The following is a 7,812-nucleotide window of genomic DNA, read 5'->3' as shown; positions in this document are numbered from 1 at the left end:
CGTATCAGCAAGCATTTAATCTAAACGGCAGTTACACAGAATTCGGGATGGTCTCAAATTTTTAGTACAGATAATCTCTTGCCTGCGCCATCGTCGTAAATGTTTTTATCATTACCGCATTAGATACAGAGTGACTTTGCTCATTAGGCAGCTGTATCACTTTACGCAACCAAGTGTACTGACGTTTTGCCAACTGTCTTGTAGCATATAATGCCTTATTTTGCATTTGCTGACAAGCAAGCGCCTCGAACTCATCATCAGACATCGTAGATTGTACCTGACTTTGCATATTGTTATTTTGTGTTTCTGACTCACGACCTGACGCTTGAACCAATTCAAAAGCATCATAGAATTGTGCCTTATCTAAATGTGGTAACTCAAATACTGGGTGTTTTATATGTACTAGATACTCCAATACTTGCCGATAGCCTACACAGCGCATCGCCGCTAAATTGGGGGTTAATGTATATTGCTCAAGCAAACCGATCACTTCCGCTAATAATCCCTCATCCCACATTATATCCAAACGCTGCGCGATACGTTTATGCAACCATGGGCGGTCAGGTATCACTGCCAGCGCATGCCACTGCTGATTTGGATTGTGTGCCAATGCTTGTTTAGGCTGACGTTGCCAGTCACTAAGTGGCGTGTTTGTTTGCAGATACACTTCAACCGCTCGAGTAATACGCTGAGTATCGGTTGCATTCAGGCGCTCATGGCTTATGGGATCTATTTGACCGAGGTAATCATACAACGCTTCGATACCTTCATCCTGTCGCCACTGCTCCACCCGCGCGCGCGCACTAGCATCACTGTCAGGTACCGGAGACAATCCATCCAGTAGTGCCATGTAATACATCATAGTACCGCCCACTAGCAATGGAATCTTACCCTTTTGGTGACACTTATCAATAAGACGGGCAATATCACTAACGAACTCGGCAACACTATAACTTTGTATCGGGTCAATGATATCAACCAAGTGATGTGGGTAGCGTGCCAGCTCATCAGCTGACGGTTTGGCTGTGCCGATGTTCATATCACGATATATCAGCGCTGAATCTACCGAAATCAGCTCGTAGCGCCCTGTATCGTATAGCTCATAGGCTAGTGCGGTTTTGCCACTTGCGGTTGGTGCCATCAAACACACCACGCTATTATCTGTTAGCTGTTGAGATAAACCCTCAGACGACTGTCCCATAGGATTGCCTTTAATCATTATTTATAGTGAGTAGTTAGGAGCTAGCATCAAACCTAATTGATTATTTCTTCAGGAATAAATATAGTTGAGCTCAAATAATCTCGATACAAGCAAACCGAGTGCAAGCGATACATTAGCATGGTTAGCGAGGATAATGATGTAGCTGATTGATATGAATTTGACTATAGAAGCATCAGTGCTGCCAAATGATGAGTACTAATAGCTTTAATCGAATGCTTATTGAGCAACGTTTCAATATCTGTCATAAACAGCATCAAGTCTTGCGCGGACATCTGCTGACTTATAGTCACAAGTTGTTGATTAACATCTTTTGCAGTATTGGCTTGCTTAGCTTCCTGCAATATATTACCACTCAGTATCTTTGCTTCAAACAGTTGACTTAACTTTGATTGCCAGTCCTGCTCTCCAATAAGAAAACACTGTCCTTGATGAAAAAATAACAACCAAGGTAATGATGTGTCCTCAACGCATTTAGCAAAACTAGTATCAGTATCAGTATCAGTATCAAGTGCTAACGTATCCAAGTCACTAATGACCTCTAAGCAAGTTGGTAAAGCTGCTGTTGCCGCCAATATATTGTTTGAGATATTAGCATACTGACCTGTAGACTCACTACCATTTAACGCTGACTCTACTAGATATTGAGGTTGCGACATTGCCTGACGGCCTGGGTGCTCATATGGCTGTTTAGCAGTATTCACCTGCCTGTTTCGGTTCGGAGATACAGCACTTTCGTAAGATTGTGTGGTAGGTACAACACCTATCCCTGCATCAGTTATAAACGTACTATCTTTTATTAATGGTTTGTCATGTGTGGCAGGCTGCTCTGGTACGTCAATATGCTTTAGTTTTGATTGAATCGCATGATTTAAATGCGCCATAATATTATTAAGCGAGCCAATTTTAATACGCTGCTTAGATGGATGCACATTGATATTAAGCCATTGCGTTGGCAAATCAAAATACAAGGCATAGCCAATACTATTTAGTCCAGCACTGTGGCTAAGTTGGCGCAACTGGTTACTAATAATTGGTTCTTTAACCAAACGACCATTCACATATAACAGTTTCGGTAATGCCTCTTGTGACCCTTGATTCAGTATGGGCCATATCCAACCACGGATACTGGCGTGATGACCAAGGCCATTATCATCGTCGTGTGCCATGGTTGGTGGTAGTAAGCTAGCAAGATCTATCATTATCTGTATCGCATTGTCCATCAATGCCATACCTGTTGCTTGCTCAAGACGCGATAAAGGCAAATAACCTACTACATTGTCATGATGGTTTGAGATAGCACTTGTAGCTTGCAAAGTTGATGACGCTTCATGAGAAGATAGCGACATGCGTTTCTTGTTATCATGAAACAGTGTGAGCGCTACATCGGCACGAGCCAAGGCAACATCACGAACCATTGACTCAATATGACCAAATTCAGTGGCAATAGACTTTAAGTTACCGCGACGTGCTGGCACATTGAAGTATAAATCTTTGACAGTAATGGTCGTACCACGATTGTGAACGATGGGTATCAGTTTTGGCTCATCCGCTAGGACACCAGAGACCTGTAGCTGACGACCAACACCGCTATCATCATGACTACTGGACAATGTTAGACGAGAAACCGCTGCCGTCGCTGCCAATGCTTCACCGCGAAAACCCAATGTTGCGATACCATGAAGATTGGCCACATCAGCGACCTTACTGGTTGCGTGACGAGTAATCGCCATGACCATATCGTCGGGATGGATACCAACGCCATTGTCTACCACTTCAATCATACCCATGCCGCCTTGGGTAATGTGTATCTCGATATTGGTAGCACCAGCATCGATGGCATTTTCAAGTAGCTCTTTGACCACTGCTGCCGGACGCGTTACGACCTCACCCGCTGCTAATTGATTAATGAGCAATGGCGACAGTTTTTTAATACGTGTATTAGAATAATTATCAGACATGGATGAGCATCGTATGTTTTGGATTACAGGCGCTTTGAATTAAAAGCATTTTGAATTACAGACACTTTGGATTACAGCCATTTTTCACAACATTAAATCTTGAGCGCTGATAAATCCAAATCCAGCGCTTGACCTGCTTTTGACAGTCGTAGCTCAACCAGACGAGACTCTTTACCATGAGTATCGCCATCACCTTGAGTTATATCAATAAACAACGTCGGCTGAGGCAAATAACCATCTGCACGGCTTGCCCATTCGATAATGACCAGTGCATTTGGCTCATCCAAATACTCATCAAATCCTATAAAAGACAGCTCTTCTGGATCTTGAAGACGATATAAGTCTGCATGATAGACTGGCTTAATCTTGCCATCGCCTTGTTCAATATTATAAGGCTCAACCAACGTATAGGTCGGGCTCTTTACTGCACCTGTATGACCAAGCGCTTGCAGCCAATAGCGAGTCAACGTGGTCTTACCTGCACCCAAGTCTCCTGCCAGCCACACACTACCCGTCAATGGTAAGTCAGCCAACTGCTGCGCCAATGCCTGAGTGTCTTGCTCAGAGTTCAGTATCAATGTTTGCGAGTGTTTACTGTCTTTTATCAATTTATCAGTCTGCATCAGTCTGAACCTGCCTGTGTTGGTTCTGTCTGAACCTGCATCGTCACGGATGGATTCATAAAACGCTCGCCGCGAATCAGTTTGGCATACAGCTCAGGGTCATGCCATTCTTTGGAAACTTGGTCGCTGAACGCAAACTCTTCCAAAACCAATTTACCCATTTGCTCATTGGCTACATCATCAGCGAAACACTGCGCATAGCCTGTCGCTGTCTCGTGTGCAATAACTGAGTACACACTGACATCCGACTCACCGTTTTGCATTTGAGTCTGGCGCAGAATCTCTTGCGCCCAAAAGAATATCACTCGTGAAAACTGCTCTGCCGATGGTGACACTGGCAGGCTTATCCAGCGCGCACTGAACTTTTTACAAGCATCGATATATTCAGGATCGTCTTTATTCCAAAAACAAATAGCATGATCGAAGCTGTCAATGATGTCTTTAATCGAAGACTTTAATAGACCAAAATCATAGACCATCTGACCATGATCTAAACGTTTGGCCTCTAAAATCAGCTCAATCTGATAACTGTGACCATGGATAGAATGCTTGCAACGTTCAGAACTACAGTTGCGAACGATATGGGCATTTTCAAATTTAAAGAGTTTACGAATACGCATAATAATATTGACCAAAGCTGTAAGCAGCATTGTGCTAAATGTTTATAAATAAAGGTTTGCCGTATCTATTCGTCGGCGTGTTGCCCATTATAGCAAATCACTATGTATCCGTAAGTAAGCACTTATGAATACTCATATTTATTATACGAATTGACATGACTCATTTGGGATTAACAAAGGCATTAATTGAATCGTAGGTGAATTGTGCGCGTGCTATCTATTAATACCTCTTAAGCCTATACTCATGACAGTACGCGATATCCGCGTCATCTGTACCAATATATTCCTTGAGGTCTGCTTATTTTGACTTTATGGATATTGCAGCTTATTTCAAGAGGAAAGAACCATGAGCAAAGGTCAAGACAGTAAAAAGAATGTCAAAAAGAAACCGCTTCTGACTGCAAAAGAAAAGAAAGCGGCAAAACAAGCTAAGAAAGAAGACAATAGCAGCATCTTAGGTAAGCATTAATAATAATTGCATTAATAGTAAGTGCATCAATATGCCAATCAAGCTTCACCGTTTGATTGGCATTTTTTTGGCTTTCGTTTGAATTGAGAATATGCCCTAGCCACTGCGCGGTGCAAACATAATAATCGCCATTCCTATCAGTGCAACTATCGAACCTATAACATCCCACGTGGTTGGTCGTATACCATTCACTGTCCACAACCATAAAATTGCCATGACCACATATACCCCACCGTAAGCAGCATAGACTCTGCCTACAGCCGTCGGATGCAATGTCAGCAACCATACGAAAGCTGTCAAACTCAGTACAGCAGGTATCAGAAGCCAGATTGATCTACCTTCTCGCAGCCAAAGATAAGGCAGGTAGCAACCGATAATTTCTGCTAATGCGGTAAGCGCAAACAGCCCAACGGTCTTTAATTCTGTCAAAACTTACTACTCCTCACCCACTACTCTGCAATCGTGATAAATCCAGTCAAATATTTTACAGCATTACCAGAGACCAGCACCCTATCCTTTACAACTGTGCAATCGAGCACCCCACCGCGACTGAATACTCTATAAGCTTTATATCCACCTGCGTACTTTAGCTATATAATCCTGATACTCTATACCAAACTTCTGTGTCATCATTCTTTCTTCTGGTTGGATTTGAAAGCGCGTCATATAAATCATAAAAACAGGCACTAGCATAAATGGTAAAAAATGAGACAGATAAAAAGCCCAACCTAATAGAATAAGCACCAATCCTAAATACATCGGGTTTCGGGTGTATTGATAAATACCACGTGTCACTAGGTTTGTAGCTTTTTCGGGCGTATGCGGATTCACGGTGGTTTGCGCTTTTTTAAATTGAGCCACACCCATGACCCCACTACCCAATCCTATAGTACTCAAACCAATCGCCAGCGTATTTGATCCATCAAAATCGAACTGTAAATTAGGTATAATTCTAGAAGCGCCATACATAACAGCGGCTATAATAATAACTTGCGCTACAGGTGGGATTTTGAGCTCTAGAGTATTCATAATTAGGCCTTCTCTATTTTTAATAAAAATTATGATGGTGTTCCACCAAGCGTGCTGACAAGGAAAGTTAAAACGACACCTTATTCTACGTTTTCTTGTTTTATCAGACTTTCAAAGCACTCATGATATTTCTATATTTTTTAAAGCTTAATCTTGGTCATCTTCAGAAAAGTCAAAGTACAAAATATTCGACCAAACTCCCAGACCAAGACTAAAGATAGCTTGTTCTGATTCATTGGCAGACAATGCCTTCGCGGGTGTTGGACGGCGGCCAAACAGTTTTGCCAATAGTCCAATAGGTCTTGGTTGTTCGTTCATGACTTTCGCAGGTGGCAACAGTGACTGATATGCCGCCTCTATCTCAGGCTGCAAATTCTGTACTTGATTGAGAAGTGCCAGATTTTGCGCTTCTATTGGCGTCTCGCTCATAGAAAAAATCTCGCCACACTCCAAAATAAAATACTGATTTTGGTTCTCTGGCATTTTTAAGAACTCAAGCGCTTCTGTAATTGGAGCCTGAGCAGCAGGTAGCCTAATAGCTGCTAAGAATGCTTCAAGATTTTTCACCCCGCTGGCATAATCTCCAATAAGAGCAATCTTTTCAGGGTTATCCCAAATCACTGATAGACAGGCTTGCGTATTACCAGAGAGTAACACCTTAAAGACAATTGGAATATCATAGTTATATTCTGATATGCCAGTTAACACACGACTGCTATCATTTTGATTTGCTTCGGGAATAATATTGGTTGAATATAGATAACTACGGTTCGCCATAATAATCACTTCAGTTTATAATAAAATTAATCGCTATACGCTGTTTTGACTTTTTGTTTACAGCAGTAGCATCCATTCAATATGGTTTAGATACAACTATAGCAAACAAACCTCTTAGAGAGTGCTCTATCGAGGCCATACCGACACTTTACATAGGAAGTTAGCGTCATGATGCGCATTGGATTATTTTTATTGACCAACTTAGCAGTGATTGTGGTATTTAGCATTGTGTTTGGTATTTTATCGAGATTTTTTGGCCTTGGTGACGTACATACGGCAGGCGGACTTAATTATGTTAGCCTTGCCATTATGTGCGGCATCTATGGTATGGTTGGCTCGATGATATCGCTATTTTTGTCAAAGTGGATGGCTAAGAGATCAACAGGTACGGTCGTCATAGAATCCCCACGTAACGCTACTGAGAAATGGCTGGTCGATACGGTAGCCAAACAAGCACGGGCGGTAAATATCGGTATGCCTGAAGTCGGTATTTTTAACAATTCGCAGCCAAACGCCTTTGCGACTGGCTGGAATAAGAATAAAGCGCTGGTGGCAGTATCGTCTGGCCTACTACAGAATATGAATCAAGATGAAGTCGAGGCAGTATTGGCGCATGAGATTGGTCATGTGGCCAATGGCGATATGATCACGCTTGCTCTCATTCAAGGCGTGGTGAACGCTTTTGTGATGTTCTTTGCGCGAATTATCGGCAGTTTCGTTGACCGTACTGTGTTCAAAAACACCAGTGGTCGCCCAGGTATTGGTTACTTCATCACCAGTATTGTAATGGATATCCTGCTGGGGTTTTTGGCATCTGCCATCGTCATGTGGTTCTCACGCTTACGTGAGTTTCGTGCGGATCAAATGGGCGCAAAACTTGCCAGCCGCGAAAAGATGATCAGTGCGCTTAATGCGCTTCGTCCTTCTGCACAGCGCCCCGACCAAATGCCTGAGAGTATGAAAGCGTTCGCAATCTCGTCAGGACAAACGCAAGGCTTTAGTATTGCAAACCTATTCCGCTCACACCCAACGCTTGATGACCGTATTGCGGCGTTGAGAGCGTATAATCCTAGTGAGAGCTGATATTTGTGGGTTGATTACCTTTGTTTTAGAG

Annotated in this window: 9 protein-coding genes; 2 read left to right on the top strand and 7 right to left on the bottom strand. The window is 42.6% G+C overall.

All coding sequences use genetic code 11. The features are described from left to right. Positions 1 to 61 precede the first annotated feature (61 nt). From miaA to ACT3RN_RS06780, 4 genes are all read right to left on the bottom strand, one after another. Positions 62 to 1,201, bottom strand: a complete 1,140-nt coding sequence (miaA, locus tag ACT3RN_RS06795) for a tRNA (adenosine(37)-N6)-dimethylallyltransferase MiaA (protein ID WP_192519583.1) — start codon at positions 1,199 to 1,201, stop codon at positions 62 to 64. 182 nt (positions 1,202 to 1,383) lie between these two features. Beyond that, positions 1,384 to 3,180 (bottom strand): DNA mismatch repair endonuclease MutL, encoded by a 1,797-nt coding sequence (gene mutL, locus ACT3RN_RS06790; protein ID WP_442069909.1) that lies wholly within the window; start codon positions 3,178 to 3,180, stop codon positions 1,384 to 1,386. 92 nt (positions 3,181 to 3,272) lie between these two features. Next, positions 3,273 to 3,803, bottom strand: a complete 531-nt coding sequence (tsaE, locus tag ACT3RN_RS06785; RefSeq protein ID WP_192519581.1) for a tRNA (adenosine(37)-N6)-threonylcarbamoyltransferase complex ATPase subunit type 1 TsaE — start codon at positions 3,801 to 3,803, stop codon at positions 3,273 to 3,275. Then, the gene (locus ACT3RN_RS06780) at positions 3,803 to 4,423 is read right to left on the bottom strand and encodes a 6-pyruvoyl trahydropterin synthase family protein (protein WP_192519580.1); all 621 of its coding nucleotides are present in this window, start codon (positions 4,421 to 4,423) and stop codon (positions 3,803 to 3,805) included. Before ACT3RN_RS06780 ends, tsaE begins: the two co-directional genes overlap by 1 nt. 346 nt (positions 4,424 to 4,769) lie before the next feature. On the opposite strand from ACT3RN_RS06780, the gene ACT3RN_RS06775 reads away from it, so the two are divergent. Next, a complete protein-coding gene (locus ACT3RN_RS06775; protein WP_263972660.1) occupies positions 4,770 to 4,892 on the top strand; it encodes a hypothetical protein in 123 nt (40 codons plus the stop codon). A 96-nt stretch (positions 4,893 to 4,988) separates the two neighbouring features. Here ACT3RN_RS06775 and ACT3RN_RS06770 read toward each other — a convergent pair whose 3' ends face one another. The 3 genes from ACT3RN_RS06770 to ACT3RN_RS06760 all read right to left on the bottom strand — a co-directional run bounded on the left by ACT3RN_RS06770 (position 4,989) and on the right by ACT3RN_RS06760 (position 6,698). Continuing rightward, complete coding sequence (locus ACT3RN_RS06770) at positions 4,989 to 5,321, bottom strand: YnfA family protein (protein WP_192519579.1); 333 nt, start codon at positions 5,319 to 5,321, stop codon at positions 4,989 to 4,991. Positions 5,322 to 5,459: 138 nt separating this feature from the next. Beyond that, positions 5,460 to 5,921: a methyltransferase family protein gene (locus tag ACT3RN_RS06765; RefSeq protein WP_192519578.1), complete on the bottom strand. Its 462-nt coding sequence runs from the start codon at positions 5,919 to 5,921 to the stop codon at positions 5,460 to 5,462. 147 nt (positions 5,922 to 6,068) lie between these two features. After that, on the bottom strand, positions 6,069 to 6,698 hold the full coding sequence (locus ACT3RN_RS06760) for a DUF7822 domain-containing protein (RefSeq protein ID WP_442069907.1): 630 nt from the start codon (positions 6,696 to 6,698) through the stop codon (positions 6,069 to 6,071). A 168-nt stretch (positions 6,699 to 6,866) separates the two neighbouring features. Between ACT3RN_RS06760 and htpX the strand changes: the two genes are divergently transcribed. Continuing rightward, positions 6,867 to 7,781 carry a protease HtpX gene (gene htpX / locus ACT3RN_RS06755; protein ID WP_192520683.1) on the top strand — a complete coding sequence of 305 codons (915 nt, stop codon included), beginning with the start codon at positions 6,867 to 6,869 and terminating at the stop codon, positions 7,779 to 7,781. Positions 7,782 to 7,812: the final 31 nt, after the last annotated feature.

It is taken from the genome of Psychrobacter sp. AOP5-GZ1-6 (genome assembly GCF_052376345.1).
GTDB lineage: Bacteria > Pseudomonadota > Gammaproteobacteria > Pseudomonadales > Moraxellaceae > Psychrobacter.
The sequence above is the reverse complement of the archived record's forward strand: the minus strand, read 5'-3'. Positions and strand labels throughout refer to the sequence as shown.

Excerpts from the sequence above, each read along its gene's own strand:
- miaA (WP_192519583.1), bottom strand. The coding sequence starts at position 1,201 with ATGGGACAGTCGTCTGAGGGTTTATCTCAACAGCTAACAGATAATAGC.
- mutL (WP_442069909.1), bottom strand. The coding sequence starts at position 3,180 with ATGTCTGATAATTATTCTAATACACGTATTAAAAAACTGTCGCCATTG.
- tsaE (WP_192519581.1), bottom strand. The coding sequence starts at position 3,803 with ATGCAGACTGATAAATTGATAAAAGACAGTAAACACTCGCAAACATTG.
- ACT3RN_RS06780 (WP_192519580.1), bottom strand. The coding sequence starts at position 4,423 with ATGCGTATTCGTAAACTCTTTAAATTTGAAAATGCCCATATCGTTCGC.
- ACT3RN_RS06775 (WP_263972660.1), top strand. The coding sequence starts at position 4,770 with ATGAGCAAAGGTCAAGACAGTAAAAAGAATGTCAAAAAGAAACCGCTT.
- ACT3RN_RS06765 (WP_192519578.1), bottom strand. The coding sequence starts at position 5,921 with ATGAATACTCTAGAGCTCAAAATCCCACCTGTAGCGCAAGTTATTATT.
- ACT3RN_RS06760 (WP_442069907.1), bottom strand. The coding sequence starts at position 6,698 with ATGGCGAACCGTAGTTATCTATATTCAACCAATATTATTCCCGAAGCA.
- htpX (WP_192520683.1), top strand. The coding sequence starts at position 6,867 with ATGATGCGCATTGGATTATTTTTATTGACCAACTTAGCAGTGATTGTG.